At 68.0% G+C, this 25,451-nt stretch carries 29 protein-coding genes and 3 tRNA genes; 19 read left to right on the top strand and 13 right to left on the bottom strand.

Features of this window, described 5'->3' with window-relative positions:
* Positions 1-317: 317 nt before the first annotated feature.
* The gene (gene aqpZ, locus GBRO_RS01490; protein WP_012832237.1) at positions 318-1,088 is read right to left on the bottom strand and encodes an aquaporin Z; all 771 of its coding nucleotides are present in this window, start codon (positions 1,086-1,088) and stop codon (positions 318-320) included.
* A gap of 160 nt (positions 1,089-1,248) precedes the next feature.
* Between aqpZ and GBRO_RS01485 the strand changes: the two genes are divergently transcribed.
* Complete coding sequence (locus GBRO_RS01485) at positions 1,249-1,833, top strand: hypothetical protein (RefSeq protein ID WP_012832236.1); 585 nt, start codon at positions 1,249-1,251, stop codon at positions 1,831-1,833.
* A 90-nt stretch (positions 1,834-1,923) separates the two neighbouring features.
* On the opposite strand, the gene GBRO_RS01480 is transcribed toward GBRO_RS01485, so the two are convergent.
* Both GBRO_RS01480 and GBRO_RS01475 read right to left on the bottom strand, forming a co-directional pair.
* Positions 1,924-1,996, bottom strand: a tRNA-Arg gene (locus GBRO_RS01480).
* 42 nt (positions 1,997-2,038) lie between these two features.
* Positions 2,039-2,127 (bottom strand) — tRNA-Ser (locus tag GBRO_RS01475).
* 130 nt (positions 2,128-2,257) lie between these two features.
* Here GBRO_RS01475 and hisC point away from each other — a divergent pair.
* Positions 2,258-3,325, top strand: coding sequence for a histidinol-phosphate transaminase (gene hisC, locus GBRO_RS01470; RefSeq protein ID WP_012832235.1), 1,068 nt, complete (start codon positions 2,258-2,260; stop codon positions 3,323-3,325).
* 10 nt (positions 3,326-3,335) lie between these two features.
* Here hisC and GBRO_RS01465 read toward each other — a convergent pair whose 3' ends face one another.
* Positions 3,336-4,313, bottom strand: coding sequence for an alpha/beta hydrolase (locus GBRO_RS01465; protein ID WP_012832234.1), 978 nt, complete (start codon positions 4,311-4,313; stop codon positions 3,336-3,338).
* A gap of 210 nt (positions 4,314-4,523) precedes the next feature.
* Between GBRO_RS01465 and GBRO_RS01460 the strand changes: the two genes are divergently transcribed.
* Positions 4,524-4,961, top strand: a complete 438-nt coding sequence (locus GBRO_RS01460) for an acyl-CoA thioesterase (RefSeq protein WP_012832233.1) — start codon at positions 4,524-4,526, stop codon at positions 4,959-4,961.
* Here the strand turns inward: GBRO_RS01460 and GBRO_RS01455 are convergent.
* Complete coding sequence (locus GBRO_RS01455) at positions 4,946-6,178, bottom strand: hypothetical protein (RefSeq protein WP_012832232.1); 1,233 nt, start codon at positions 6,176-6,178, stop codon at positions 4,946-4,948. The genes GBRO_RS01460 and GBRO_RS01455 overlap by 16 nt on opposite strands.
* Positions 6,179-6,212: 34 nt before the next feature.
* Positions 6,213-7,343 (bottom strand): acyltransferase family protein, encoded by a 1,131-nt coding sequence (locus tag GBRO_RS01450; RefSeq protein ID WP_012832231.1) that lies wholly within the window; start codon positions 7,341-7,343, stop codon positions 6,213-6,215.
* 100 nt (positions 7,344-7,443) lie between these two features.
* Between GBRO_RS01450 and GBRO_RS01445 the strand changes: the two genes are divergently transcribed.
* From GBRO_RS01445 to GBRO_RS01430, 4 genes are all read left to right on the top strand, one after another.
* Positions 7,444-8,508, top strand: a complete 1,065-nt coding sequence (locus tag GBRO_RS01445) for a magnesium transporter CorA family protein (protein WP_012832230.1) — start codon at positions 7,444-7,446, stop codon at positions 8,506-8,508.
* 133 nt (positions 8,509-8,641) lie between these two features.
* Positions 8,642-10,156, top strand: a complete 1,515-nt coding sequence (locus GBRO_RS01440; protein WP_370452857.1) for a phosphatase PAP2 family protein — start codon at positions 8,642-8,644, stop codon at positions 10,154-10,156.
* Positions 10,157-10,210: 54 nt separating this feature from the next.
* A complete protein-coding gene (locus GBRO_RS27325) occupies positions 10,211-11,086 on the top strand; it encodes a hypothetical protein (RefSeq protein WP_147290611.1) in 876 nt (291 codons plus the stop codon).
* A gap of 82 nt (positions 11,087-11,168) precedes the next feature.
* The gene (locus GBRO_RS01430) at positions 11,169-11,477 is read left to right on the top strand and encodes a hypothetical protein (RefSeq protein WP_012832227.1); all 309 of its coding nucleotides are present in this window, start codon (positions 11,169-11,171) and stop codon (positions 11,475-11,477) included.
* On the opposite strand, the gene GBRO_RS01425 is transcribed toward GBRO_RS01430, so the two are convergent.
* From GBRO_RS01425 to GBRO_RS01415, 3 genes are read right to left on the bottom strand one after another with little or no spacing between them, the layout of a single operon-like run.
* Complete coding sequence (locus GBRO_RS01425) at positions 11,474-12,211, bottom strand: dienelactone hydrolase family protein (protein WP_012832226.1); 738 nt, start codon at positions 12,209-12,211, stop codon at positions 11,474-11,476. The two genes, GBRO_RS01430 and GBRO_RS01425, sit on opposite strands and share 4 nt — an antisense overlap.
* Positions 12,208-12,780 carry a YceI family protein gene (locus GBRO_RS01420; RefSeq protein ID WP_012832225.1) on the bottom strand — a complete coding sequence of 191 codons (573 nt, stop codon included), beginning with the start codon at positions 12,778-12,780 and terminating at the stop codon, positions 12,208-12,210. Before GBRO_RS01420 ends, GBRO_RS01425 begins: the two co-directional genes overlap by 4 nt.
* A gap of 46 nt (positions 12,781-12,826) precedes the next feature.
* A complete protein-coding gene (locus tag GBRO_RS01415) occupies positions 12,827-14,041 on the bottom strand; it encodes a multidrug effflux MFS transporter (protein ID WP_012832224.1) in 1,215 nt (404 codons plus the stop codon).
* A gap of 69 nt (positions 14,042-14,110) precedes the next feature.
* Between GBRO_RS01415 and GBRO_RS25010 the strand changes: the two genes are divergently transcribed.
* On the top strand, positions 14,111-14,506 hold the full coding sequence (locus GBRO_RS25010) for a Fic/DOC family N-terminal domain-containing protein (RefSeq protein ID WP_227892832.1): 396 nt from the start codon (positions 14,111-14,113) through the stop codon (positions 14,504-14,506).
* A 330-nt stretch (positions 14,507-14,836) separates the two neighbouring features.
* Positions 14,837-15,337: a multicopper oxidase domain-containing protein gene (locus GBRO_RS26715; protein WP_223373103.1), complete on the top strand. Its 501-nt coding sequence runs from the start codon at positions 14,837-14,839 to the stop codon at positions 15,335-15,337.
* Here the strand turns inward: GBRO_RS26715 and GBRO_RS01405 are convergent.
* Positions 15,268-15,810, bottom strand: a complete 543-nt coding sequence (locus GBRO_RS01405; protein ID WP_012832223.1) for an EXPERA domain-containing protein — start codon at positions 15,808-15,810, stop codon at positions 15,268-15,270. The two genes, GBRO_RS26715 and GBRO_RS01405, sit on opposite strands and share 70 nt — an antisense overlap.
* A 109-nt stretch (positions 15,811-15,919) precedes the next feature.
* Here GBRO_RS01405 and GBRO_RS01400 point away from each other — a divergent pair, with 109 nt between their 5' ends.
* The 5 genes from GBRO_RS01400 to GBRO_RS01380 all read left to right on the top strand — a co-directional run bounded on the left by GBRO_RS01400 (position 15,920) and on the right by GBRO_RS01380 (position 19,068).
* Positions 15,920-16,258, top strand: a complete 339-nt coding sequence (locus GBRO_RS01400; protein WP_012832222.1) for an ArsR/SmtB family transcription factor — start codon at positions 15,920-15,922, stop codon at positions 16,256-16,258.
* Positions 16,255-16,716 (top strand): SRPBCC family protein, encoded by a 462-nt coding sequence (locus GBRO_RS01395; protein ID WP_012832221.1) that lies wholly within the window; start codon positions 16,255-16,257, stop codon positions 16,714-16,716. The genes GBRO_RS01400 and GBRO_RS01395 overlap by 4 nt, the downstream gene beginning before the upstream one ends.
* Positions 16,716-17,282 carry a dihydrofolate reductase family protein gene (locus GBRO_RS01390; RefSeq protein ID WP_012832220.1) on the top strand — a complete coding sequence of 189 codons (567 nt, stop codon included), beginning with the start codon at positions 16,716-16,718 and terminating at the stop codon, positions 17,280-17,282. The genes GBRO_RS01395 and GBRO_RS01390 overlap by 1 nt, the downstream gene beginning before the upstream one ends.
* A 62-nt stretch (positions 17,283-17,344) precedes the next feature.
* A complete protein-coding gene (locus tag GBRO_RS01385; RefSeq protein WP_041920125.1) occupies positions 17,345-18,673 on the top strand; it encodes a sensor histidine kinase in 1,329 nt (442 codons plus the stop codon).
* A complete protein-coding gene (locus tag GBRO_RS01380; RefSeq protein WP_012832218.1) occupies positions 18,670-19,068 on the top strand; it encodes a response regulator in 399 nt (132 codons plus the stop codon). Before GBRO_RS01385 ends, GBRO_RS01380 begins: the two co-directional genes overlap by 4 nt.
* Positions 19,069-19,239: 171 nt before the next feature.
* Here the strand turns inward: GBRO_RS01380 and GBRO_RS01375 are convergent.
* A tRNA-Ser gene (locus tag GBRO_RS01375) sits at positions 19,240-19,325 on the bottom strand.
* A gap of 85 nt (positions 19,326-19,410) precedes the next feature.
* On the opposite strand from GBRO_RS01375, the gene GBRO_RS01370 reads away from it, so the two are divergent.
* Positions 19,411-20,379, top strand: a complete 969-nt coding sequence (locus GBRO_RS01370; RefSeq protein ID WP_041919665.1) for an NAD(P)H-quinone oxidoreductase — start codon at positions 19,411-19,413, stop codon at positions 20,377-20,379.
* Here GBRO_RS01370 and GBRO_RS01365 read toward each other — a convergent pair.
* Together GBRO_RS01365 and GBRO_RS01360 are read right to left on the bottom strand one after the other, a co-directional pair.
* Positions 20,362-20,862 carry a MarR family winged helix-turn-helix transcriptional regulator gene (locus GBRO_RS01365; protein WP_052298198.1) on the bottom strand — a complete coding sequence of 167 codons (501 nt, stop codon included), beginning with the start codon at positions 20,860-20,862 and terminating at the stop codon, positions 20,362-20,364. The two genes, GBRO_RS01370 and GBRO_RS01365, sit on opposite strands and share 18 nt — an antisense overlap.
* 87 nt (positions 20,863-20,949) lie before the next feature.
* Entirely contained in the window at positions 20,950-22,146 is a 1,197-nt protein-coding gene (locus GBRO_RS01360) for a cysteine desulfurase-like protein (protein ID WP_012832215.1), read from the bottom strand.
* A 65-nt stretch (positions 22,147-22,211) separates the two neighbouring features.
* Between GBRO_RS01360 and GBRO_RS01355 the strand changes: the two genes are divergently transcribed.
* From GBRO_RS01355 to glfT1, 4 genes are read left to right on the top strand one after another with little or no spacing between them, the layout of a single operon-like run.
* Positions 22,212-22,772, top strand: a complete 561-nt coding sequence (locus tag GBRO_RS01355; protein ID WP_041919664.1) for a bacterial proteasome activator family protein — start codon at positions 22,212-22,214, stop codon at positions 22,770-22,772.
* A gap of 51 nt (positions 22,773-22,823) precedes the next feature.
* Complete coding sequence (wzm, locus tag GBRO_RS01350; protein ID WP_012832213.1) at positions 22,824-23,690, top strand: galactan export ABC transporter permease subunit Wzm/RfbD; 867 nt, start codon at positions 22,824-22,826, stop codon at positions 23,688-23,690.
* A gap of 6 nt (positions 23,691-23,696) precedes the next feature.
* The gene (wzt, locus tag GBRO_RS01345; protein ID WP_012832212.1) at positions 23,697-24,530 is read left to right on the top strand and encodes a galactan export ABC transporter ATP-binding subunit Wzt/RfbE; all 834 of its coding nucleotides are present in this window, start codon (positions 23,697-23,699) and stop codon (positions 24,528-24,530) included.
* The gene (gene glfT1, locus GBRO_RS25005; protein WP_012832211.1) at positions 24,527-25,432 is read left to right on the top strand and encodes a galactofuranosyltransferase GlfT1; all 906 of its coding nucleotides are present in this window, start codon (positions 24,527-24,529) and stop codon (positions 25,430-25,432) included. The genes wzt and glfT1 overlap by 4 nt, the downstream gene beginning before the upstream one ends.
* Positions 25,433-25,451 lie beyond the last annotated feature (19 nt).

Below are 25,451 nucleotides of genomic sequence, written 5' to 3'. Positions count from 1 at the left end.
CACGGGTTTCGCCGGGTACGTCGGTTGATGAGAGGAAAAGGCACGACGCCGCGGGAACCCCCGTAACCGCGGGCGTCGTGCCAAGTTGGGCGAGTCGATCTCGGGTCGGGCGGCGCCCGACGTCGCTGTCGGGCCATCGGGCCATGCTGCCGCCCCCACCCCACGCGGGGGGCGGCAACCCCCTGACAGGGCCACCACTTAGTTCACGTACGCGAACTAGATGTCACCTTCACATAACGGTCGGCGTTCGGCAAGACCTAGTGGGTCATTTGTCCAAAGTGGCACCCGGGTCCGTTTACCCGCACTTTCACGAGCGGTCAGGCGAGTTCGGACTCGGTTTCGGCGGTTCCCTCCGCAGCGAGGAACGCCCGGTAGATCAGCGCACCGATCGCCGCACCCACCAGCGGCGCCACCCAAAACGCCCACAACTGTGCGGGCGCGCCGTCGCCGTTGAAGAACGCCACACCGGTCGAGCGGGCCGGGTTGACCGACGTGTTGCTGATCGGGATGGAGATCAGGTGAATCAGGGTGAGCGACAACCCGATTGCCAACGGCGCCAGTCCGACGGGCGCACGGGAATCCGTGGCACCCAGGATGATGATGATGAAGAACCCCGTCAGCAGGATCTCCGCGACGAGCACCGCCGCGAGGGTGTAGTGATTGGGCGAGTGATCGCCATAGCCGTTGGCCACCATCGAGCCTGTGCGCTCGAAGTCGGGCTGGCCGCTGGCGATGGCCCACAGGGCAAGTCCGGCGATCAGACCGCCCACGACCTGCGCGATCCAGTAGCCGGGCACATCCTTCCAGGGCAGACGCCCACCGATGGCAGCACCGAGGCTCACCGCCGGATTGAAGTGACCGCCGGAGATGTGGCCGACCGCGTAGGCCATCGTCACCACCGTCAGACCGAAGGCCAGGGCGACGCCGAGATAGCCGATGCCGACGTTGATGCCGAACATCGCATCGTCCTCGCCCTTGAGTTCGGCGACCTGTTTGGCGGCGAAGATCGCCGATCCGCAACCGCCGAAGACGAGCCAGAAAGTACCGAAGAGTTCTGCGGCAACTTTTGCCACCGGAGCTGGGACCATGACCGTGGATACCTTTCGTCGGGAACATGCGTGGTCGAGCAGCGTGCGTGGGAACCCCCTGTGTCAGTACAACAGCATTCGGCCCGATCTGCGTTAGGTTCGCGAACGAAATTCACGGGCGTAATTCCCGGACGTTCCCGGCGGCTTACGCTCATCACCGATGACTCCAACCTTCGATAACCTCGCCATCCTCATCCCGCCGCCCACAGACGGAGTCACCGTCGCAGTCGACTGGGCGAGCACGGCAGATCGTCTCGGATTCACCCCACCCGAGGACTACCGCCAGATCGTCAGCGCGTACGGGCCTGGGCTCTTCTGCGGCGATATCTCGGTCTGGATCCCCGACGCCGACGCCACCGAGCACGAGGACCTCTTCAACTGCATCCCCGACGCACACGACACGCTCGAAGAATGGCGGGAGCACTTCACGCGGGATGCGACCCAGTGGGTCGACCCGGACGGTGTCCGTCAGCCGGTGGTCCTCGGCGATCCCCGGATCCCGTTCACGGCGTGGGGCGGCAGTAGCAGCGGCGCCTACTGCTACTGGTATCGCGTCGACGACGACCCCAACAAGTGGCCGGTGGTGTCCGCCGACTTGCGCGACGACGTCTATCTGTTTCACCGCGGTGGGATGGCAGCGTTCATCATCGCGTACGTGACGGGACAGTACGAGGCGGTCGCGGAGATTGTTGCCGAAGCTGATCTGTCCTTCGACAGGTGGGACGCAGTCGGCCACGGCGGGTAATGCGCAACGAGGTCTCACCAGGTGGGGTGGGCGACACCGGATAGCCGAAACCCCCGCCACCTGCTTGCGCTGGTGACGGGGGTTTCTCTGTGCGCCCGTAGGGATTCGAACCCCAAACCTTCTGATCCGTAGTCAGATGCTCTATCCGTTGAGCTACGGGCGCGTGCTCTTCAGTTGTACCCCGCCGTCGGAGACTGCGGTGCCGCGGAGGCGAGAGGATTTGAACCTCCGGTCCCGTTTAAGCGAGACAACTCATTAGCAGTGAGTCCCATTCGGCCGCTCTGGCACGCCTCCCAGCGGAGTCCTTTCGAACTGCCGAAGCAGAAGATTACACACTCGCCGGGCCGCGAAGCAAACCGGTAGGACCGTACCCTGCGCGGCGACCACTTTGTACCGCGATCACGCCGACGCCTACCCTGGACAGGTGACGTTTCGCATCCGCCCCGACCTCGACGACCTTCCCGTTTACGTGCCGGGCAAGACGTTTCCGGGAGCGGTGAAGCTCGCCAGCAACGAGGTGACGCAGGGACCGTTGCCCAGCGTGCTCGACGCCATCGGCGCGGCGGCCGCGTCGGTCAACCGCTACCCCGACAACGGCATGGTGGATCTCACCGCCGCGCTCGCCAAGCAACTCGGCGTCACCGAGGACGAGGTGCAGGTGGGTTGCGGGTCGGTGATCCTGTGCCAGAACCTGATCCTGATCACCAGCGGGCCCGGCGACGAGGTCGTCTTCGGCTGGCGCTCTTTTGAGACCTATCCCCTCGCGACCCGGGTGGCCGGAGCGACGCCGGTGCAGGTCCCGCTCACCGGCGAGGCCACCTATGACCTGCGGGCCATGGCCGCAGCCGTGACCGACCGCACGCGTCTGATCTTCGTGTGCAACCCCAACAACCCGACGGGGACCGTCGTCGAGGCCGAGGAGTTGCGCACCTTTCTGCGCAGCGTGCCATCCGACATCATCGTCGCGCTCGACGAGGCGTACTTCGAGTACATGCGGCTGCCGTCGTCGCAGCACTACGACGCCCTGGAACTGCGTCGGGAGTTCCCCAATCTGGTTGTGCTGCGCACATTCTCGAAGGCGTATGGGCTGGCCGGCCTGCGCGTGGGGTATGCGGTCGGCGCGCCGGAGGTCATCACCGCGCTCGGTAAGGTGCACGTCCCGTTCTCGGTGAACAGCGTCGCCCAGCAGGCCGCGCTGGCCAGTCTCGCCGCCGGCGACGAGTTGCTCACGCGTACCGATGCGGTGGTCGGCGAACGGTCCCGCGTCGCCGATCGGCTACGGGCGGCCGGCTATCGGGTGCCCGATTCGCAGGCCAACTTCGTGTGGCTGGAGCTGGGAGCGGACTCCGTCGAGTTCGCGACCGCTGCCGTCGAGGCCGGTGTGGTGGTCCGCCCCTTCGCCGGGGACGGCGTACGCGTCACCATCACCGAGTCAGGCGAGAATGACGTGTTCCTCGCGTTCGCGGAGAACTGGGCCGGCAAGTCGCAGTAGGCGAGCTGGGTCAGTACAGCCCGCGCGACACGGTCTGCCACGCGACGGGCAGATCCTGCTCCCAGTAGGCCCAGGTGTGGGTGCCGATGAGCCGGAAGCCGTCGGTGTAGTGAACGCCGTGTGCGCGCATGGTGACCGCGAACTCCAGGGAGCAGCGGTAGGCGCCGAGTTCCAGCGCCGACGACGACGCCGTCACCGCCTCCCGCGGCCCCTCGTCGGGATCCACCTTGCGCTGCAGGTCGAGCGGGCCGACGGCGCCCGACCCGGCCGAGATGAAGATGCTCTTACCGCGCAGGGCGTCGAGGTGCAGGCTCGGGTCGTGGGCACGCCAGCCGGCCGAACCGAACGGCCCCCACATGTTGGTGGCGTCGCCACCGTCACGGCCGACGGTGGTGCGCACATACGCCTCGTTGGCCGGACCGGACACCGGCGGGCAGCCCGACAGCGACGCGAGGCCGGAGTAGAGGGACGGATGACGGATCGCGAGCGCGAAGGCCGCCTGACCGCCCATTGAGAGGCCGATGACGGCGTTGCGGCCGGAGCCGTCGAAGCGCCGATCGATCAGGGTGGGCAGTTCCTTGGTGAGGAACGTCTCCCACATCGGTTTGCCGAGGGTGGGGTCCCGTTTCTGCCAGTCCGTGTAGAAGCTGCCCTTGCCGCCGGTCGGCAGCACGACGTTCACGTTCTTGCCGGCGAAGAAGCGACCCGCGCGGCCCTTGGTGATCCAGTCGCTGACGTCACCTTCGGCGCCGGCGCCGTCGAGCATGTAGACGGTCGGGCGTGGGCCCGACGCGCCGGCGGGGGTGAGCACCGAGAGCTTGATCCGTTCGTTCATCGCGGGCGAGTACACCCAGATGTCGGTGCGCAGCGGGCTGAGCTTGACGGTCTTGGAGATGCGGGCGCTCAGTGGTGCCGCATGCGCCAGCGCAGGCGCGGCCACCAAGGTGGCGACGAGCACGGCGACGACTGCGATCCAACGCCTGGCCATGCGGTTAGCTCCTACCCCGTTCGTGAGACACACCTTCAGCCGGTGCTGTTCAGCCGACCTGGGTCAGCCGGAAGGCGGCGGTTCCGATGCCCCCCAGCAGACAGATCTACTCCTAGGGTGACAGACTACCCGCGGGTAATCGTCGACGGGAAGTTCGACGGGGAAGTTTGAGATCACACAGAGACGATTGTCTGCGAGGAGATCACCGCGGTGGGTGACGACGGATTCGCTTATACGGCACAGGTCGAGGTGCGCTGGTCGGACATGGACGCCTTCGGGCACATCAACCACGCCCGCGTGGTGACCCTCATGGAAGAGGCGCGCATCCAGTGGCTGCTCAGCGCCGGCGAGGAATACGCCCCGCTGATCAAGAGCGCGATGATCGTCCACGTGGAGATCCGCTACCAGTCCCAACTGCGTCACGAGGATTCACCGCTGCGGATCGCCATGTGGATCAAGGGCTTTCGGTCGGTCGATTTCACCATCGGCTACGAGATCCGCGGCGCCGACGCCGAACCCGGCAGCCGCCCGGCATGCGTGGCGAGTACGCAGATGGCCGTCGTCGACGTCGAGGCCCACAAACTGCGCCGCCTCACCGCAACCGAGAAGGTCTATCTGCGCAGCTGGGGCCGTCAGGACGGTTCGTAGCGCGCGGGAAGCTCCCGCGTAGCCGCCGGTGAGATGCGAGCGATGTTGCCCTGCAACACATCCCGATAGATCCGAAGTTGCTCTTCGCCGCTGCGCACCTGTTCGGTGAGTCGTTTGGAGTTGTCCACCGACATCTCGCGGTCGCCGGATCGGGCGATGAGGTCGTCGATGCGGTCGTCGATGGTGAGCGCCTTGTTGTACTCGGCGAGGATGCGCAGTTCGACGGCCGCGGATTCGACGACGTGCGCGACTTCGGCGAGTGCCTGGACACGCTCGATGAGCTCGGTCCACACCGGCCGCAACACCGTTTCCCGGCGGTCGATCTGCTCGGCGAAGGATTTGTCGAAGCCACCGTTGCGTTTGGCGCGGTCGAGGTCGATGCGCACCGCCCGCAGCGCGATGACGTCGGCGGCGATCTCGGCGAGTTCGGCGTGCAGGTTCACCTGGGTGCGCTGCACCTCGAAATGGTCTGAACGCCATGCCGGATTACGCACGATGCGGTCGTAGTAATGGCCGGCGATGTAGAGGATGGTCTCGTATCCGTCGACGAAACCGGCCATCCGCGGTGCGGTCGCCGGCGGCTGCTCGCGCCCGCCGCCGAGGACCTGACCGGCCCATTGCTCGGCCTGCGGGTTACCCGACTTGGCGGCGACCTGACTCACCATGCCGGCGATCCGGTCGATGGCCGCCGACCCGGCCCGGCGCATATAGCTCGACGCGTTGACGTTGGGCGACGGCGTGCACAGCAAACCGGAGAAGAGACGTTCGCGTTCCTCGATTTCGAGGTAGACGTTCTCGCGGCGTTCTCGACGGATGGCGCGGGTGCCGCCGGCGAACACTCCCTTGGCGGTGACGACGGTCTTGTGCGCATCCTCGCGGCGTCGCACCAGGCCGTTGAGCCGATTGCGCACCACCGCGCCGACCACACCGGGCAGGACCGGGCTGGCGAGCTGGTTCTCGAGCTGGGTGATCCCACGCTGCAGACGACGCAGGTCGCCGTACCCGGCCGGCAGCGTCGGCACCGGCAGGCCGGTGGAGATGCGTCGGACCAGGATCGCCCGCCCACCGGGGGTGAGGAAACCCGAGGCGATGAGCAGGGCGGCGATGTCGGAGAGGTCGGGACGTTCACCGGGCATCTGCGCGGCGTCGCACCACTCGCGGATCTCCTTGGTGGTGCGTGCACGCGCCGGGCGACCCGGGTACCGGTTCTCGACCATGACTCTCCCACCTGTGACAACGTCGCCCTCGATGTTACCCGCGCGCTGCGACATGCCCCGGCGTCCGCGCACGCCAGAGCGAAGCCGTCCCGCGATGCAGCAGCCACGCGATCGGCGTGCTCACCGCGGTCGTCACCAGGAAGGCGACGACCCACGAACCGGTGAAGACCTGGTAGCCGAGTGCGACCATCATCACCTCGAGCACCACCACGTGCACCAGGAAGAACTCATAGGAGATCTCGCCGAGGAACACCATCGGCCGTGAGCCGCACAACCGTGCCCACACGTCGTCGGCGCCGGGGATCGTCAGCGGTCCGATCAGTGCGACTGCGACGATCAGGTACAGCAGGTGCTTCACCACCGTCGCCGACGCGGTGGTCGGGGTGATCGTCGGCTCACCGGCGATGTCGGCGACCGACGCCCCGAAGGCGACGAGCGCGACGCCCAGCGACCACATCGCGGGCCATCGTCGCAGGTAGGGGACGCAGACGGCCAGCAACATGCCGCCGGCGAACCACCCGATGAAGGCCGGCGCCCACAGCCGGGCGGTGGGATCCACACCGTCGCTGCCCGCCACGACCACCGACCACACCGGCGAGATCAGCATCACCGTGACGAGGCCGACGATCAGCAGGTCTGGGCGTCGGCGTCGTCGGCAGACGAGGACCACCAGCACCCACCCGATCAGTGGCAGCACCAGGTAGAAGACGACTTCGGCGGCCAGGCTCCACATCTGGGTCAGACCGCTGTGCAGGTGGCCGAGCCCGTACACCTGGGTCAGCGTCATGTTGCGCAGATAGCCCACGGCGCCGGTGCCGGTCGTCGACGCGCCGCCGGGTGGGGCGATCGCGTACAGCAGATACACAGCGGTCACCGTGATCCAGTAGGCAGGCAGGATGCGACGCGCCCGATGCCAGAAGTAGCGGCCGATACCCGGCGTCGGGGAGCCCTCGGTGGCACGCACCCACGGCCGGAACAACAGGTAGCCGGAGAGCACGAAGAAGATCGCGACACCGATCTCGAAGCGCGCGAACAGGCGTCCGACGGCGTCGTCGGTGTAGTTCCCGGTCCAGAACGCCGCGTGGGTGAGACAGACGGCCAGCGCGGCTATGGTCCGGATGCCGGTGAGTGGCGCGATCCTGCGCGATCCTTCCCCGGCGGCCATGCCTTCCGATCCTGCCGCACGGTGCTCCCGGCGCGAAACGCGGTGCTCTCGGCGCGAAACGCGGTGCTGTCGGCGGGGCGGCGATGGCACGATTGGCCGCATGGGCGACGAGCAGTCGAATGACGAACACATCCGGGGTCAGATCTGGCGCGACGGGGAGCGGGTGGACGGCTTCGACATCGCCAAGATCTCCGACTGCCTCGATGAGAAGAACACGCTGATCTGGGCCGACCTGGAATGCCCGTCGCACGACACGCTGGCCCAGCTGGCGGCCGAACTCGATCTCGACCCGTTCGCGGTGGAGGACACGACGGCCGCCGTCGAACGCGTCAAGACCGTCACCTACACCGGGCACACTTTCATGATGGTCTACGCGATCACCATGAATGACGATGAACCACAAGATGATTCGGACTCTCCCCCGCCCGCGCCGCGGCGGTCGAGCGAGACTGTCCGGCAACGGTCCGACCGGTTCGATCTGCACCGGATCTCGATCTTCGTCAAGGCCAACGCCCTGATCACGGTGCGACGCAACGCCGGCTTCGACATCGACGAGGTGGTGCACCGCTGGAACGACATCGGCGGCGAGAAGCACGGCATCGGCGCACTGCTGCACGGACTGCTCGACGTCGTCGTGGACGGACACTTCGACGCGGTCCAGCGACTCGACGACGACATCGAGGACCTCGAGGGACTGCTCTTCGACGAGAAGGTGGCCGGACGTACCCTGCAGCGTCGGACCTATGAGCTGCGCAAGGATCTGGTCTCACTGCGCCGGATCGTGCTGCCGATGCGGGAGGTGATCGCCGGCATCCAGCGACGACGGTTCGAGAACCACGCCCCGCCCGAACTCGATCCGCACTTCTCCGACCTCTACGACCACGCCCTGCGCGCCGCCGAGTGGACCGAATCACTACGCGACATGATCACCACCGTCTTCGAGACCAACCTCTCGCTCGCCGACGCCCGGCTCAACACGGTGATGAAGAAGCTGACCGGATGGGCAGCGATCATCGCAGTGCCGACCGCCATCACCGGCTTCTACGGGCAGAACGTGCCGTTTCCCGGCTTCTCCCACACGCTGGGGTTCGTCACCAGTTCGGTGCTGATCGTGGTCGCCGTCACCGCGCTGTATGCAACATTCCGCAGAAAGGACTGGTTGTGAGCCGGGTTCGGTCGGATCGCCGACGATCTGCCCGGCCGATGCCATCCACAGGCCACCCCACGTCGTTCACCCAGTCGACACTTTCATTCAACGGGTCGAGGGCTCCGGTTCACGCGGCGTTTACGATACGACGGTGCTAGTCGAAGACCCGAACCTCCGCCGACACGGTCAGCCGGTGCTGTCGTCGTCGCGGATTCGGGTCATCGGCGCGATCGCCGCGGTGGTGGCGGTGCTGATCGCGCTGCAGATCTACGCATCGACGCAGGCCACGCTGGGTCCGCTGGAGAGCCTGTGGAACGACTATGCGGGCACCCCGAAGTCGATGACCCTGCCGTGGGCCGGTCTGCTGCTCACGATGGTCGGGCTACCGTGGCGCCGGCGATTCCTCGCGCTGGGGGCCGCGCTGACGATCGATGCGCTCTACGCCGCGCCGCGGTTCCTGCTCACCGGGACGATCGCCGTGGGCAACGGGCCGATCATCGTGCTGACCGGGATCGTCGTACTGGCATGTATGCGCTGGACGGGTGTCGAACGTCGCAACGCGCTCTACGCCGCCGCGCTGGGTGCGCTGCTGATCCTGGCGACCAAGGTCGGCGACATCTGGCTCGGCGTCACCATCCACACCCAGCCAATGGTGCTCGACGAGTACGTGATGCTGGCCGATCACGCGCTGGGACAACCGTCGTGGCATGTCGGGCGACTCCTCGAGGTCCTCGGCCCGCAGGCGGTGTGGGTACTGCACTGGGTGTACATCGAGTTACCGGCGGCGGCCGCAGTGGTGGCGGTCTGGCAGTTGCGTCGCGTCGTGACGTCCGGACGCTGGCCCGACCACTTCCTGGTTCGCACCTTCCTGGTGCTCGGCCTCGTGGGCCCGCTGTTCTATGTGCTGTTCCCGGTGGTCGGTCCGATGTTCGCCTTCGGGCCCGACGGTGGCGGTGCACAGCTCGGCAACTTCTGGCCGACGCTGCTCCCGCCGACCGATCTCATCCCGGGGCCGATGTTCTTCGACGGCGGGCCGCCGCGCAACTGCATGCCGTCGATGCATACCGCCTGGGCGCTGGCGGTGTTCCTGCACACCCGGCGTGACGTCGACGGCGGACCGGCGCCGCGGTGGCTGCGCATTGTCGGCTCCTTCTGGTTGATCTGCACGTTGGCCGCGACACTCGGCTTCGGCTATCACTACGGCGCCGACCTCGTCGCCGGCGCCGTGCTCTGCCTGACCGTCGACTCGGCTCTGCGCGACCCGGCACGCGGCTGGGGGTGGTTCCGGATTCGCCTCGTCGCCGGTGGCGGCGTGCTGTTCGGGGCGTTGCTTGTGGCCTACCGCTATCTGGCCGTGCCGATGGCCGAGTATCCCGTCTACGCCGGTCTGTTGGTACTGGGATCGCTGGCCGCGTTGTCGCTGACGTTCTACACGACGTGGTTCGCGCCGCAGCGGGTCCTCGCCCCGATGGCCACCACACGCGTGACCCCCGCCGGCGCGGTGCGCGGCCAGCTCGCCGTTCGGCGCACCAATCTGCTTGCCTGCCTGGACATTCCGTGGATCGCCCGCATCCGAGCACGGCTGGACGCGCCGGGCCGGACCGAGGTGAACCCACTGACGACCCGGGTGTCTCCCGGCGTCGACACCCGGCCTGAGGACAACTGATCGTCGACTCCCCGGGAGCCGTGCCACACTGAATTTCGTGAGTGATGTGAGGGCGTGGGCGAGATGACCGATTCCTGGCGACCGGTCCCCGGGCCGTGGCAGGGCAGTCCCGAGCAGCCCACCGTCGCACATCGAACGCCCGGCCCCCCGCCGCAGCCGTGGGGTTCACCCCCACCCGGCGGTGTGCCGGCCGTCGGGGTGCCCGCCGTCGGGGTGCCAGCCGCCTACGGCCGTCCGCCGCAGGCAGGCCCACCATCACAGTTAGGCCCACCACCCGGCGCCGCGCCGCCCGGACCACCCTTCGGACAGCCACCCGGGATGCCGCCCTACGGGCCGCCGCCCCGGCGTCGGTCCACGGCCCTGATCGTCGGGGTGATCTGCGCGATCATCACGGTCGTCTGTGTCACCGCGACACTGCTCGTGGCCTTCTGGCCCGACGACGAACCGACCGGTGAAACCCTGCGGCTGGCCGAGAACGTGACGATCACCGTCGACGTGCCGAGCGGCTGGAAGACCGTGCGATCCGACTCGTCGGAATACCCCGACCGTTATCTACTGGTACCCCGGGCCGAACAGCGCAGCTACACCAAGATCGACAGCGACTCAGCCGATCTCACCGACGACGGCGTGACGATCGAACCCATCAGCGTCGTCGAGTTCTTCGCCCTCGAATGCTCCGACATCAAGTCCTCCGAGCTGAAGAACACCGAAGACGTCGGGGCGTGGACGGTCAGCACCGAATCCACGTCGCGCACCTCGGTCTCCGCCGAGCGCACCCTCGCCTTCCGACGCCTCGACGACGGCATCTGCTTTGTGGCACACGGACTCTCGGCCGCCCAGCAGAAATCCCAGCTCTCCGACAAACCCGACTCGTTCGTCCGGCGGATCACCAACGGCGGGATCGTCAGCGACGTGCGCCAGAAGCAGTGAAGCTCAGGCGAGAAACTGAGAGACGGAGAAGAACCTCCTCCGCTCGCCGCCACCCCGCCGGTTACGCGACTAAGCTTCCGGCATGGACAGCGCCCTCGAGGTCACCGTGACCGCCAACTTCGTGAACGCGTGGTTCCTGCTGGTCGCAACCACTCCCGCGGTCGTCGTCGACGAGGCCGTCCATCGCCTTGCATGGTCGCAGCCGACGCGGGTCGCGGTCGAGCCGGGGTCGCATGAGGTGGCGGTGGGTATTCGTTATCGCGGTTTCTCGGCGATACTCGGGAAGGCACCCGAGACGGTGACCGTACAGCCGGGCGAAACGCTGCGGCTCAGCGCCCGTAACGGTCCGCTCAACCGTGATCCGTTCCTGATCACGATTCTCGACGATTAAGCCCTATGTTCGTCGTGCTCGGCGAAACGTGCTGCGAAGAAAGCGAATACACGGCCCCAGGCGTCGGCGGACACGTCCGCGTCGTAGTGCATGCCGGCGATGCGTAACACGCGGTCGGGCACGGCGTCGATCTGGTTGGCAAAGCTGTGTCCGACACCGGGATAGGTCTTGATGTCGGAGGTGATCCCGTGCTTGTCGAGAACCCGACGTAGCCGTCGCTCACCGAACGGAAGCAGCGGATCACGCTGACCGAATGAAGCGACGACCGGGCAGGTATCGGCGCGGACCCGGCGATAGCTGGTGAGGCTGCCGTAGAACGGGGCTGCGGCCACATAGCGCGCATCACCCTCGAGTAGGGCGAAGCCGCCACCCATGCAGAAACCGACAATGGCGACATCGCCGGTGGATTGCGCGTCGTCGGCGAGGGTCACGCGGGCGCGCTCCAGAATCGCGAAGGCCGGCCCGTGGCCCACAGCGAGTGATCGCATCGCGGAAACGATGCAGCCCAGCTTGTTCGGGCCGGTGGTGAACAGCAGCGGCGCCAACGCGAGGTATCCCTGGCCGGCGACGATCCGCAGATTCCGTTCGGTGTCGACTTCGTCGCCGGTCGCATCATGCACGAGCAGAACCGAGGGACGTGGGCCGCTCGGCTCGGCGGGGCGGGCGATGAGAGCGTCGAAGGAGTCGGGTTCGGCGTCGATGGTGATGCGTTCGACAGTCACGGACGAGGTCACGAGAGGCTCCGTTCGGTGGCTTGCCCCGCGGCCGGTGGCCGCGGGTGGGTACGGGTGACGTCGAGCGTGAGACGCACCTCGTCGGCGACCTTGAGCGTGCCCATCGCCAGCGAATACGGCTTGACCCCGAAGTCGGACTGGGTGAGCGCCACGTCGAAGGTGAGGTGGGATTCGTCGGTCGCGATGTCGACGATCTGCTCGCGTGTGGTTCCCGCGATGGTCAGCATCCCGGTCAGCCGGTAGCCCCCGGCACTCTCGGCGACGTCGGACGCGGCGAAGGTGATCTCGGGAAACTTCTTGGCCTTCAACGATTTCAACGCGTTCGACCGCGCCATCGCACGTTCGGGACCGGTCATCGGTGTCAGGCCGCCCGTGCCGGCGGTCACGTCGAGGGAGTCGACGACGATTGTCGCGGCCACGGCGGTGGGGGTTCCGTCGTCGACGGTGACCGTCGCGGTCCAGGCACGCACCGCGATCGTCAGCCGGTGCCCGGTGCGGGCGGCTGGACCGGTCACCCCGGTGTGGATCAGCAGCTCACCGTCGTCGGCGGTGAAGGTTTCGACGCTCACGACGATCGAGGGTAGTCGGCGATGGATGGGTGCGCCCCGGGTTGTCTCAGGGACGTCGAAAAGCCGCCTCGGACTCCGGATTCCGGGCCACCGAGCGGCGCGCGACGACGAAGCAGGCCAGAGCGAGCACGGCCGAGGAGCACATGACGATCCCCATCGGTACGGCGGTGTCGTCGCCGGCCAGGCCGCCGAGTGGCGAGAGGGCACCACCGATCAGGAACATCAGACCGCCGAGGACCGCGCTGCCGGCACCGGCGGCGTCGCGGGTGTGTTCCATGGCGAGCGCCGCCGAGTTGCCCATCACGAAGCCGACGGAGGTGGTCGCGATGAACAGCGGCACGACGAGCAGGATCTTCGTCGACGACACCGCGGCGACGAGCACCCCCGCGGACGCGACGACCAGCACCGGCAGTGCGACGCCGATCGTCGTCGCCGGATGGACGTGGCGGCGCGAGAGCCGGGCCGCCACGAGTCCGGCCGCGGTCATTCCGAGCGCGTTGACCGCGAACGCCAGCCCGTAGATCACCGTCGACGCCCCGAGCACCCGCTGGTAGACGAACGACGAACTGGAGACGTAGGCCATCAGCGCACCGAAGGCGAAGGCCTGTGTGAGCACATAGGCGAGGAAGGCCGGGCGGCCGAATCTGCCCAGCAGATCACCGAATCCGACGCGCCGGGTGCGGCGTTCGACTGGCAGGGTGTCGGGCACCGAGGTCACCGCGAAGACGAGCTGCAGCACGGTGGCACCGAGGATCACGCCGAGGACCCCGCGCCACGAGACATGCCCGGCGAGCACACCGCCGATGATCGGCGCGATCACCGGGGCGAGACTCTGGATGGTCATCATCAGGGTCATCGAGCGTGCCCCGGCGAATCCGCGCAGCAGGTCGGCGATGATGGCCCGGGCGATCACCATCCCCGCCGCCGCCGCGAACGCCTGCACGAACCGCGCGGCGATGAGGACCTCGATGGTCGGTGCGGCCACCACGACGATGCCAGCGAGGACCGCGGCCACCGACCCGACCAGCAGCGGTGAGCGTCGCCCGAAGCGGTCGGACACCGGACCCCACACCACCTGCCCCACCGCGACGCCGACGAGGAACGCCGTCAGCGTCAGCTGCACCTGCGTCGCGTCGGTGTGCAGCGCGTCCTTGACCTCGAGAAACGACGGGAGATAGAGGTCTGTGGCGATGGGGGCGGTCGCCGAGAGCAGCGCGAGCGCGAACAGCAGTCGCGGGCCGAGTCCTTCACGCGTCGTCACCGGGTGACGGTAACGCAGACCGGGGTGGGAGATTCTGGGGGTGAGCGGCCGGGGCCGACGGTCGACGAGGTGAAAGAAACTTCACAAGCAACCCAGATATGTAAAAATTCCGCCAAGAAGTTTACATATTTGGCGATTGTGTGGGAATGTCACCCCATGACCTGGGAGCCGGACGTGCCGTACAATGCGCTACCCCCGCCACCCGACGCCGATACCCTAGAAACACGACCTGTCCTGAGGGCCGTCATCGGCGCTAATTCCGCCCTCGCCAAGCTCGATCAGGCCGCGGTGTCGATGCCCAACCCAACCGTGCTGATCAATTCGATACCGATCCTCGAAGCACAAGCGAGTTCCGAGATCGAGAACATCGTCACCACCACTGACGAACTGTTCCGACACATCGACGATGCTCAACGGGTCGTCGGGGCGCAGCTACCACCACCTCGGCTTCTCCGACGACCGTGAATTCCGCCTGATCGGCACCGACGGCGGTCTGCTGCCGAAACCGGTTGTCACCGAGAGGATCTTCCTGAGTCCGGGCGAGCGGGCGGAGATCGTCGTCGACCTGCGCCCCGACGAGCAGGTACTCCTGCGCTCCTACCCCGCCGACGCGGCGCACCGCGGCCGAATCGACTCGCGGCTCGCCCGCCGATTCGGTCTCAAGGACACAGTGGACGTGCTCACGCTGCGGACCGGCAGGGTGCTCGGCACCTCAGCCGAGGTACCCGCTCGGCTCGCCGAGATCGCTCCGATCGCGCCGGCGTCGAGCGTCCCGCGTCGCAACTTCGATCTGCAGTGGCACATGATCAACCACGAGCGAATGGCCATGTCGCGCATCGACTTCGCGCCGTCACCGAGGGCACCACCGAGGTATGGGGCGTCCGCAACGTGGACAACTGGCCGCACAACTTCCACGTGCACGACGTCCAGTTCCAGGTGCTCACCATCAACGACCGGACGCCACCACCCGAGTTGCGGGGCCGCAAGGACACCCTGTATCTCGCTCCCGGTGATCGCGCCACCATCGCAATGACCTTCTCCGGACCGTCAGATCCCATGCACCCGTATATGTTTCACTGTCACCTCCTCGGTTGGGCTCGCACTTCCGGCGCTGAGAGGGACGGGCCCGCGAGCACCGCGGGCCCTGCGCACGAACGGCCTCCCGCTCGATGGAGCGGGAGGCCGTTCGGCGCGTCGACGCGTCGGATCGTGGCGTCGGGCCGGGTTCAGAACCTCCGTGTGAACGGCATCGGCCCGCGCATGCGGATGAGCAGCAGGATCGGGATGAGGACGTAGGGCAGGTTGAACGCGAGGAACTTCGCCGGGTTCGGGGTGACCCACTCGGGCTCGCCGAAGAACTCGACGCCGAACACGATGACGCCCGTGATGGAGGCGATCATCGTCGCGTAGATGACGCTCGGCAGCTGGATCCAGTTCCAGCCCCGGACGAGCGAGATGACGAGCAGCACGTAGAAGACCGGGTAGACGAACGCCGAGAGCCCGGTGACGATCCGCATCCAGACGGGCGGGTGCATGAACAGCGGGTCGGTGTCGTGCGCGTACCACCAGTTGGCGTTGACGAGGAAGTTCGGCGACGGCTCGGAGAAGTCGACGCCGAGCGTCGGCAGCATGTCGCTGATCATGCTGGTCACGGTGAACAGCGAGAAGACGACGATGAAGAACCAGTCGAAGGGTCGCTCGCGCAGGCGCAGGTTGGGGGCGGATGCGTCGGGGCCCGGCGTGCTCGCCGGAGCGGCTGTGGCGGTCATGAGCACTGAGCGCAGCGCCGCGGGCGGTCCGGCGAATCGGCATGCGGGTCTTGACGCGGCCGCATCATCCGCTTAGGTTAAGCGAACTGTTACGTAAGGAGTTGCTTACATGGGTGGTGCCACTGACGGGCTCAGCCTGGTCTTCCAGGCCCTCGCCGACCCGACACGGCGCGCGATGCTCTCGCGCCTCGCCGCCGGGCCGGCCACCGTCGGCGAGCTCGCCGAGCCGTTCGCGATGAGCCGACCCGCGATCTCGCAGCACCTCAACGTGCTGGAACGCGCCGGCCTGATCGAGCGCACCGCCCACGCGCAGTGGCGCACCTGCACCCTGCGCACCGAGCCGCTGGACGATGCATCCGAGTGGGTGGAGCGCCACCGCGGCGAGTGGAACGAGCGGTTCGACCTGCTCGACGAGCACCTCCGCCGACTGAAAGGGGAATCCTCATGACCGAGCGCACCGCGACCGCGCAGTTCACCATCACCCGCATCTTCGACGCGCCCCGCGAGCTGGTCTGGCGCGCGTGGACCGAGACGGCCGATGCCGCCGAGTGGTGGCATCCGCGCGACGTGTGGATCAAGGCCGGCACCGTCTCCGTCGACGCTCGCGCCGGCGGACGCTATGCCTACACGATGGTCGGACCCGACGGCCGGGAGTACCCGACCTCCGGCGTCTACCGGGAGGTGACGCCGCCCGAGCGGCTCGTCTTCACGTGGGGATCGCCGGGCGACGCCGACGACGAGGCACCGCTCATCACCGTCACCCTCCGCGAGCTCGACGGCCACCGCACCGAGATGCTGTTCCACCTCGTCGGCATCGACGCGGCGCCCGGCGACGAGGACGTCTACGACGGCTGGAACTCGGCGTTCGACCTCCTCGGCGAGCACCTCGACGCGGCGGAACGCTGATGGGCCGGCTCATCGTCGAGCAGATCGTCTCGGTCGACGGCTTCGCGACCGACGCCGACGGCGGCATCTCGTTCTTCGAGGCGATCGAGGACTTCAACGCCACCGACGCCGATCAGCTCGAGATGCTCGAGGGCGTCGAGGCGATGCTCCTCGGCCGCATCACGTACGAGATGTTCGCCGCGTACTGGCCGACCGCCGATCCCGCGATCGAGCCCGTGGCCACGCCCATCGCCCGCCTCGCGAAGCACGTCGTGAGCAATACCCTGACGGATGCCCCGTGGGGCGACGACGCACCGGCCCGGATCCACCGCGGCGACGGCGTTGCGGCCGCACGCGCCCTCTCCGACTCCCTCGACGGCGGCGTGATCGTGTGGGGCAGCCTGACCCTCGCCGACGGGCTGCTCCGCGCCGGCGCGGTCGACGAGCTCCGGCTGCGGATCGTGCCCGTCCTCATCGGCGCCGGGCGCACGTTCACGCCGCCCGACCTCGGCGTGCGCCGGCTCGCGCTCGACCACGCGGTGACCCACCCGAGCGGGCACGTCGGGCTGCACTACCGCCTGCGGTGAGCGGTGGCGGCTCCGCCGCGCGACGGATGCCCCCGCCCGGGGCATCCCGTTAGCGTGAAGTGGTGACCGCAACCCCCCCACCCGTGATCGACGGCGTCGAGTGGGTCCGCCCCGCGCCGACGGCCGCCGACCGCCGATACGACGCCGTGCTCGCGGTCGTGCTCTTCGCCGGCACCCTCGCGAGCTCGGCGCTCTACCGCACCACCGGGTACGGGGAGGATGCGCCGTTCTGGCTGACGGTGCTGTGGTCACTGGCGATGACGGCGCCGCTCGCCTTCCGGCGGCGCTGGCCCGAGGTCGTCGCGGTGGTGCTGAGCGCGGCGTTCATCGCCGGGGGCATCGCCCAGATCGGGGAGGCGCTGTTCAGCAACATCACCCTCTTCATCGCGATCTACTCGGTCGGCGCGTGGGGACGCAGCCGCCGTCGCGCCACCGCGGTGCGCGCGGTGATCGTGGCGGCCATGTTCGTGTGGCTGTTCTGGGGGCTCGTGATCGCCTCGAACGCGCCCGATCTGCCGCCTTCGCTGGCGCGCGAGACCGACGGACCACTGTCGCCGTACGTCGCATTCGCCCTGATCAACGTGCTCACGAACCTGCTGTACTTCGGCGGCGCCTGGTACTTCGGCGACGCCGCCGCGGCGTCGGCCCGGTCGACCGCGGCACTCAGGCAGCGGACGGACGAGCTCGCCGCCGAGCGCGAGCGGTCGCGCGAGCAGGCCGTCGCGCTCGAACGGCTCCGCATCGCACGTGAGCTGCACGACGTCGTCGCCCACCACGTCTCCGTCATCGGCGTGCAGGCGGGCGCAGCGCGACGGGTGCTCGCGCGCGATCCGGAGCAGGCGGCGACGTCGCTCTCGGCCATCGAGGAGAGCGCCCGCGAGGCGGTCGCCGAGCTGCACGGGCTCCTCGGCACACTCCGGCACGGCACGGGTGACGAGGATGCCGCGGCGGGCGCACTGGCCGTCGATCCGGCGCCGCGCGGGCTCGAGGATCTGCCCGGCCTCGTCGAGGACTCGATCGCGAGCGGGGTGCCGGCCTCGCTCACGGTCATCGGCGAGCCCCGCGACGCGAGCCCCGTGGTGCAGGTGACGGCGTACCGGCTCGTGCAGGAGGCGCTGACGAACATGCGGAAGCACGCGGGCCCGGGCGCGAGCGCCGAGGTCCGGCTGCGGTGGGAGCCGGGCGCGCTCGAGGTCGAGGTGACCGACACGGGCGTCGCCGCGGCGCGCGCCGAGGCGAACGGCGTCCCCGGCTCGGGCGGGTTGGGCCTCATCGGCATGCGGGACCGCGTCTCGGCCGTCGGCGGCGCCCTCGAGGTGGGGCCGCGACGCCGCGGCGGCTTCCTCGTCCGGGCCGGCCTGCCACTCCGACGGACGGGGGAGGCCTCGTGAGCGTGCGCGTGCTCATCGTCGACGACCAGGCGCTCGTGCGCGCCGGCTTCCGCACGATCCTCGACTCCGAGCCCGGCATCGAGGTCGTCGGCGAGGCGGCCGATGGCGCCGCCGCGGTCGCCGTCGTCGAGACCCTCCGACCCGACGTCGTGTGCATGGACGTGCAGATGCCCGGCATGGACGGACTCGAGGCCACCCGCCGCATCGTCTCGGCGCACGCCGGGGAGGGCCGCCCCTCGGTGCTCGTGCTCACGACGTTCAACCGCGAGGACTACCTGTTCCAGGCCCTCGACGCGGGTGCGAGCGGGTTCCTGCTGAAGAACTCCACCCCCGAGCAGCTGATCGAGGCGGTGCAGGTGCTCGCCCGCGGCGACGCCCTCCTCTCCCCGACGTGACCCGCGCGGTGATCGCGGCGGCGGCACGGCGGGATGCCGACCGCGGCGGCGGAGGTGTCCGTTCCGACTCCACGGTTCCGCCCGAGCGGGCGCCGTCTGCGCGAAGGGACGGGCCCAGTGAGGCGAGCGCGCCGCGCTCCGCCGCGGATGCCGGGCACCGAGGGACAGCTGCGGAAGCGGAGGGATTTGAACCCCCGGTGCTGTTTAGGCACGCTCGCTTTCAAGGCGAGTGCATTCGGCCGCTCTGCCACGCTTCCCTGACCTGCAAGCCTACGACAGGAACCGGGACCGACGGTCCCGACCCCCGCCACCACCCGACAGAGCTGTGGAACCATCGAACAGGTGAAGGCAATCGTCGTGGATTCCGGGAACCTGTCCGTGCAGAACATCGACGACCCGGTCGCAGGCGTCGGTGAGGTGATCGTCGACGTCGTGGCTGCCGGCGTCAACCGGGCAGACCTGTTGCAGCGCAAGGGTATGTATCCGCCTCCGCCGGGCGCCCCGGACACGATGGGCCTCGAGGTGTCGGGGCGGATCTCGGCGCTGGGCCCGCAGGTGAGCGGCTGGGCGGTCGGCGACGAGGTGTGCGCGCTGCTGGCCGGCGGCGGATATGCCGAGCAGGTCGCGGTGCCGGCCACGCAGTTGCTGCCTGTCCCCCTCGGCGTCGACCTCGTCTCGGCCGCGGGTCTGCCCGAAGTCGCCTGCACGGTGGTGTCCAACCTGTTCGGCACCGCCGATCTGCGACCGGGCGAGCTGCTGCTGATCCACGGCGGATCGAGCGGCATCGGCACCCACGCCATCCAGGTCGCGCATGCCCTCGAGGTGCAGGTCGCGGTGACCGCGCGCACCCAGGCCAAACTCGCCCGCTGCGCTGCGCTGGGCGCCGACATCCTCATCGACTACTCGACGCAGGATTTCACCGAGGTGATCACCAATAGCGGCGGCGCCGACGTCATCCTCGACATCATCGGCGCGAAGTATCTGCGCCCCAACATCGATAGCCTGCGCACCGGCGGCCGGCTGGTCATCATCGGCATGCAGGGCGGCGCCAAGGCCGAGCTACCCATCGGATTGCTGCTCGCCAAACGCGCATCGGTGCACGGAACCACGCTGCGGTCGCGTCCGACGACGGGCCCGGGCGGGAAAGCCGACATCGTCGCGCAGACACGGAGGATCACCTGGCCGCTCATCGACGCCGGGAAGGTGGTGCCGATCATCGACACCACGTTCTCACTCGACGACGCCGAAGCCGCGCACGCGCACCTCGACAGCGGCGATGCGATCGGGAAGGTGCTACTGACCGTCGCCTGAGAGGCCACCATCGCAGCCGTCGAGATTCCCGATAACCCCTTCACCGATCTTGCGGAACGCGATACCGAGCGCGGCGAACTCCTCCTCGGACAGCACGTTCACCACATGCCGGCGAATGACGGTGTCCCGGACCTTCACGTGCTCACGCAACGTCTCGCGACCCTTCTCGGTGAGCCGCACCAGCCGGTGGCGGCCGTCACCGTCGGACCTGATCTTCTCGACGTCGCCGTCGTCGATGAGCCGCGCGATCTGCCGCGACACCGTGCTGATGCGCATGTGCACGTCGTCGGCGAGTTCGGAGATGCCCCGATAGTCGGTGCGCTCGAGGGATTCGAGCAACCGCATGTCCGACACGGATAGGCCGCGGGCGGTGAGCTCGTCGGTGACCCGGGCGTAGAGCGCCCAGCCGCCGTGCACGAAGGCGCACCAGGTCTCGACTTCCTGCGGTGTCAGCGGACGCTGCCACTCCGTGTCAACATTCATTGTCGTCAACTTAGCGGCCACGATCGCCAAGCGCGAGTCCGTCCGACGACAAACGACCGACATCGCGGCCCGAGCCACGGGTCGGTGCTACCCGAGCGAGCCGAGCGTCCTGACGAGGTGATCCACCTCGTAGGGCGTCGAGTACGGGGCGAGTCCGATGGTCACTGCGCCACCGAAATCGTCGGCGCCCATCCTGCTCAGCGCCCGATTCGGCAGGTCGCCGAGCGCGCAGATGCCGTTGTCGGCGAGGCGGCGCACCACCTTGTCGGCGCTCACCCCGTCGACGGTGAAACTGAGCACCGGGATGCGGTTCTCGCCGGTTCCCACGAGATGCACCTGACCGAGTTGTTCCAGCGTCGTCGTCAGGTAGAAGTTGAGCCGTTGGAGGTAGTCGTAAACGCCGTCCATCGCCGTGACGAGCCGTCGGCGCCGCTTGCCGATGGCATCGGCATCGAGTCCGGCCAGATGCTCCACCGAGGCCACCAGCCCCGCCAGCAACGCACCCTGATGCGGCTCGAGTTCCAGACGTTCGGGCCCGACGGCGCGCGGGTTCATCGACACCATCCGCAGCCGATCGATGGTGTGGGGTTCGCGGAACGCCATCGCCGCCATCCGCGGCCCGCCCCAGCGTTCGGCGGACACCACCAGCACGTCGGCGCCGAGTTCGTGGATGTCCAGCGGCAGATACGGTGCCGCATTGGTCGCATCCACCACCAGCAGGGCACCCACCTGCCGGGTCAGCGGCGCGATCTCGCTGACATCGGTGATCGCGCCGGTCGACGCCGACGCCAGCGTGACGGCAACGATCTCGGTGTCACCGGTGATCAGCTCGGGGTACTGCCACGCGGGTAGCTCGCCGGTCTCGACGTCGACCTCGGCCCACCGCACACGAGCGCCGTAGCGCTCGACGACGCGCAGCCACGGAACGATGTTCGGTTCGTCGTCCTGCCGGCTGACCACCACCTGCCCGCGCAACCACGTATTGGGGGTGACGGCCTCGGCGAGGCTGTGGATCAACGACGACCGCGACGGACCCAGCACCACCCCGGCGGCATCGGCGGCCACCAGATCGGCGATCGCGCGGCGGGCGCCGTCGAGGGCCTCGGCGCTGTCCCGGGCAGCCGGATAGGAGTCGCCCGGCGTGGACACCAACTGCCTGAAACCCCTGGACACGGCGGTTGCGACCGAGTCTGGGATCTGCATGCCGGCCTGCGGATCGAAGTGGATCCAGCCGTCGCCGAGCGAGGGAAACAATCCACGCACAGAAGCGACGTCGAAGGACATGGCACAACGATAGACGGCCCGCACAAGGCCTCCTGCGCGTCTTCTCGTCGGATCCCTTCGGCACAATGGAGGCCATGATGAGCGATGGAATGACCCCAGGACCGTTCGGCGGCAGTCCCACGTCCGACGACGGCGACAAAGTCATCATCGTCGGCGGCGGTGGTGACCCCTCGGCCGAGTCGCCCGACGGCGCCGAAGGCCACGGCAACATCGCCGAGATGGTCGAGCAGCCGGCCAAGGTGATGCGGATCGGCACGATGATCAAACAGCTCCTCGAGGAGGTGCGTGCGGCTCCTCTCGACGACGCCTCGCGTGTGCGCCTCAAGGAGATCCACGAGTCGTCCATCCGTGAGCTCGAAGACGGGCTCGCACCCGAGTTGCGTGAGGAACTCGAGCGTCTCGCCCTGCCGTTCACCGACGAGGGCACCCCGTCGGACGCGGAACTGCGGATCGCGCAGGCACAGCTCGTCGGATGGCTCGAAGGTCTCTTCCACGGCATCCAGACCGCGCTGTTCGCCCAGCAGATGGCGGCCCGCGCCCAGCTCGAACAGATGCGTCAGGGCGCCCTGCCCCCGGGGATGACCGCCGGCGGCGCACACGGCCCCAGCACCGGTCAGTACCTGTAGACCGGGTGCGCCCACCGGGCGCAGTTGGGACCGCAAGTACAGTGGGTCCTCGTGTCAGCGGTAGTCGACGACGACGCGATCCCCGCGCGTCCCCAGAGCTCGGATTCGCGCACGCTCAAACGCGCGGTGAAGGACCTGCGAGACGGCCTCGACAATCGCGAACTGTGGCTGCATCTCGGCTGGCAGGACATCAAGCAGCGATACCGGCGTTCGGTCCTCGGACCGTTGTGGATCACCATCGCGACCGGCGTCACCGCGATCGCGATGGGCCTGCTCTACGGTGAACTCTTCGATCAGGACCTGCACAAGTTCCTGCCCTATGTGGCGCTCGGCTTCATCTTCTGGGGGTTCATCGAGAGTTCGATCCTGGAGGGATCGGAGATCTTCGCCAAGAACGAGGGGCTGATCAAGCAACTCCCGGCACCGGTGAGTGTGCACGTGTACCGGGTGGTGTGGCGGCAGCTGATCATCTTCGCGCACAACGTGGTGATCATCGTCATCATCTTCATCGTCTTCCCGCCGCCGTTCGGCTTCTCGCAGCTCCTGGTGATCCCGGCCCTGCTGTTGTTCGTCCTCAACGCGGTGTGGGTGTCGATCGTCTTCGGCATTCTCTCGACCCGGTTCCGCGACATCGGGCAGTTGCTGACCACCGTCGTGCGGCTGGTGTTCTTCATGACGCCGATCATCTGGTCCGCGCAGAGCCTGAGCAGCACCAAGGCCGGCGAATCGTCGTCGCGGTTGCGGATCGTCGAGATCAACCCGATGTTCCACTATCTGGAGATCTCCCGCGGTGAACTGCTCGGCGACCACGTCGAGCTCTACCACTGGCTCATCGTGCTCGGATGTACCGCGGTCGGCTGGCTGATGGCGATGTTCGTGATGCGCAACTATCGTGCCCGCGTGGCGTATTGGGTTTAGGAACACATGGCTTTCACCAAGAAGGACACCACGCGCGGGGCGCCTGACACCCGCGTACGCGTCGACACCTGGGACGCGTGCGTCGACTTCCCCATCTTCGACGCCAAAACCCGGTCCCTGAAGAAGGCCGTGGTCGGCGCGGCCGGTGGCGTCATCGGGGCCACCGACTCCAACGTCATCGTGGTGGAGGCGCTGCGCGACATCAACATGCACCTCAAACACGGCGACCGGGTGGGCCTGGTGGGCCACAACGGCGCCGGCAAATCGACGCTGCTGCGCCTGCTGGCCGGCATCTATGAGCCCACGCGCGGCGCGTGCCGCGTGCAGGGGCGGGTGGCGCCGGTCTTCGACCTCGGCGTCGGCATGGACCCGGAGATCTCCGGCTACGAGAACATCCTCATCCGCGGCATGTTCCTGGGCATGAGCCGCAAGGAAATGCTGCGCAAGATCGACGACATCGCCGAATTCACCGAACTCGGCGACCATCTGGAGATGCCGCTGCGCACCTACTCCCACGGCATGCGGGTGCGGGTGGCGCTGGGTGTGGTGACCTCCATCGACCCGGAGATCCTCATCCTCGACGAGGGCATCGGCGCGGTCGACGCGGACTTCATGCGCAAGGCCCGCGCCCGGCTGCAGGCACTGGTGGAACGCTCGGGCATCCTCGTCTTCGCCAGCCACTCCAACGAATTCCTCGCCCAGCTGTGCGATCGGGCGATGTGGATCGACAAGGGGCAGGTCAAGATGGAGGGCGGCATCGAAGAGGTCGTCGGCGCCTACGAGGGGCCGGCCGCCGCCGCCCACGTACGCAAGGTGCTGGCCAATCTGGACAAGTCGTGAGTGCCGATCGGGTGATCGCGGTGGTGGTCACCCATCGTCGCGTCGAACTCCTCGCGGAATCGCTGACGGTGGTCAGCGGGCAGCACCGGCCCGTCGACCACCTGATCGTCGTCGACAACGCCGACGAGCCGGAGGTCGCCGAACTCGTTGCCGCCCAACCTGTTCCGACCACGTACCTGGGCTCGCAACGCAATCTCGGCGGTGCCGGCGGATTCGCGCTCGGCATGCTGCACGCGCTGACACTGGGCGCCGACTGGGTGTGGTGCGCCGACGACGACGGCCGCCCCGACGGTCCCGAGGTGCTGGGCACCCTGCTGGACTGCGCTCGACGCCACGACCTCGACGAGGTGTCGCCGGTGGTCGCCAACATCGACGACCCCGACACCCTGGCGTTCCCGCTGCGACGGGGACTGGTGTGGCGGCGTAAGCGCTCGGAGTTGTTCAGTGATTCGGAGACCGACGATCTGCTGCCGGGTATCGCGTCGTTGTTCAACGGCGCCCTGTTCTCCGCGTCGTGCCTCGAACAGGTCGGTGTGCCCGATCTGCGGCTGTTCTTCCGCGGCGACGAGGTGGATGTGCATCGACGGCTGGTGCGCTCGGGGGTGCGGTTCGGCACCTGCCTGCGTGCGGGCTACCTGCATCCGGACGGGTCGGCCGAGTTCCGGCCGATCCTGGGTGGCCGCATGCACACCCAGTACCCGGACAACGAGACCAAGCGTTTCTTCACCTACCGCAACCGCGGATATCTGATGAGTCAGCCCGGTCTGCGGAGGCTGCTGCCCCAGGAGTATGCCCGATTCGGGTGGTATTTCCTTGTGCAGCAACGTGACCCGAAAGGTTTTCGGGAGTGGATGCAGCTGCGCGGACTGGGGCGTCGGGAGCGGTTCTCGCGGCCGCAGTAGCGGGCGGGTACCCCACACC

Source organism: Gordonia bronchialis DSM 43247, assembly GCF_000024785.1.
GTDB lineage: Bacteria > Actinomycetota > Actinomycetes > Mycobacteriales > Mycobacteriaceae > Gordonia > Gordonia bronchialis.
This window is presented reverse-complemented; position numbering and strand designations above follow the sequence as displayed.

Bases quoted from the DNA above. Each gene is read 5' to 3' on its own strand.
- aqpZ (WP_012832237.1), bottom strand. From the start codon at position 1,088: ATGGTCCCAGCTCCGGTGGCAAAAGTTGCCGCAGAACTCTTCGGTACT.
- GBRO_RS01455 (WP_012832232.1), bottom strand. From the start codon at position 6,178: ATGGTCGAGAACCGGTACCCGGGTCGCCCGGCGCGTGCACGCACCACC.
- wzt (WP_012832212.1), top strand. From the start codon at position 23,697: ATGGCTTTCACCAAGAAGGACACCACGCGCGGGGCGCCTGACACCCGC.
- GBRO_RS01355 (WP_041919664.1), top strand. From the start codon at position 22,212: ATGGAGGCCATGATGAGCGATGGAATGACCCCAGGACCGTTCGGCGGC.
- GBRO_RS01390 (WP_012832220.1), top strand. From the start codon at position 16,716: ATGGGCCGGCTCATCGTCGAGCAGATCGTCTCGGTCGACGGCTTCGCG.
- GBRO_RS01365 (WP_052298198.1), bottom strand. From the start codon at position 20,862: ATGAATGTTGACACGGAGTGGCAGCGTCCGCTGACACCGCAGGAAGTC.
- GBRO_RS01445 (WP_012832230.1), top strand. From the start codon at position 7,444: ATGGGCGACGAGCAGTCGAATGACGAACACATCCGGGGTCAGATCTGG.
- GBRO_RS01450 (WP_012832231.1), bottom strand. From the start codon at position 7,343: ATGGCCGCCGGGGAAGGATCGCGCAGGATCGCGCCACTCACCGGCATC.
- GBRO_RS01405 (WP_012832223.1), bottom strand. From the start codon at position 15,810: ATGACCGCCACAGCCGCTCCGGCGAGCACGCCGGGCCCCGACGCATCC.
- GBRO_RS01485 (WP_012832236.1), top strand. From the start codon at position 1,249: ATGACTCCAACCTTCGATAACCTCGCCATCCTCATCCCGCCGCCCACA.
- GBRO_RS01400 (WP_012832222.1), top strand. From the start codon at position 15,920: ATGGGTGGTGCCACTGACGGGCTCAGCCTGGTCTTCCAGGCCCTCGCC.
- GBRO_RS01360 (WP_012832215.1), bottom strand. From the start codon at position 22,146: ATGTCCTTCGACGTCGCTTCTGTGCGTGGATTGTTTCCCTCGCTCGGC.
- GBRO_RS01395 (WP_012832221.1), top strand. From the start codon at position 16,255: ATGACCGAGCGCACCGCGACCGCGCAGTTCACCATCACCCGCATCTTC.
- GBRO_RS01430 (WP_012832227.1), top strand. From the start codon at position 11,169: ATGGACAGCGCCCTCGAGGTCACCGTGACCGCCAACTTCGTGAACGCG.
- GBRO_RS01465 (WP_012832234.1), bottom strand. From the start codon at position 4,313: ATGGCCAGGCGTTGGATCGCAGTCGTCGCCGTGCTCGTCGCCACCTTG.